The sequence below is a fragment of the Phytoactinopolyspora endophytica genome, from assembly GCF_004138495.1.
In the GTDB taxonomy this organism is placed as follows: domain Bacteria; phylum Actinomycetota; class Actinomycetes; order Jiangellales; family Jiangellaceae; genus Phytoactinopolyspora; species Phytoactinopolyspora endophytica.
Genome location: NZ_ML142880.1, coordinates 10,152 through 10,815 on the forward strand (window position 1 = coordinate 10,152; position 664 = coordinate 10,815).

General features: G+C 60.5%; 1 pseudogene. It reads left to right on the forward strand.

The annotated features are described in order from the left end of the window. A pseudogene (locus ELR45_RS33180) lies at positions 1-420 on the forward strand (hypothetical protein); the annotation flags it as partial. Between the last annotated feature and the right edge of the window lie 244 nt (positions 421-664).

The window sequence follows — 664 nt, forward strand, 5'->3', positions numbered from 1 at the left end:
GAACGGTCCAGGCACCTCCCTGAACTGGCCATCTTGTCTGCGATGGCATATGGCGCCGCGGTCAAGAACGGGCAGGTGCTTGATGCGGTGGTGCATGTCTTGGACGCCATCGACGTCAATCGTGCCGCCATGTACGCCGACATCGTCAGTGTGGCGTTGCCCCACACCGCTTGGTCATTGGTGGAAGCTCGGATGGTGAGGGTGACATACGATGTCAGATCTGAATTTCTCTACCGCTTCCGCCAGCGGAGCAGGGCCGAGGGCGCGGCGCGAGTGATCCTCGCGGTGTTGGCTGCGCGCGGCGTAGACGTACCTATCGACCTTCGTGCACATATAGCGGCGTGCCGTAGCCTCGACAAGCTCGAGGTCTGGGCTGGTCGGGCTGTCACAGCAGACTCCGCCATCGACCTCTTCGACTGACGAGGGACGGTAGCCGTAAACATCTGCTGGCCTCACCATCTTTGTGTAGTGCCACGTCGGCAAATTCAATGTGGTCAAGGCGACCTTGAGCGTTTTAGCCTCACTGCCCGGGCTGGTTTCGCAACCTTGATGTCGGGTCTTTCGCCGAGAGCACGGCAAGAGCATGCATCGTGGTCGTGATCACGACCACGATGTCGTCCGGGTTTGCGGGCTCTGAATAAGAGCCGACATCGCGGCTGCAGCG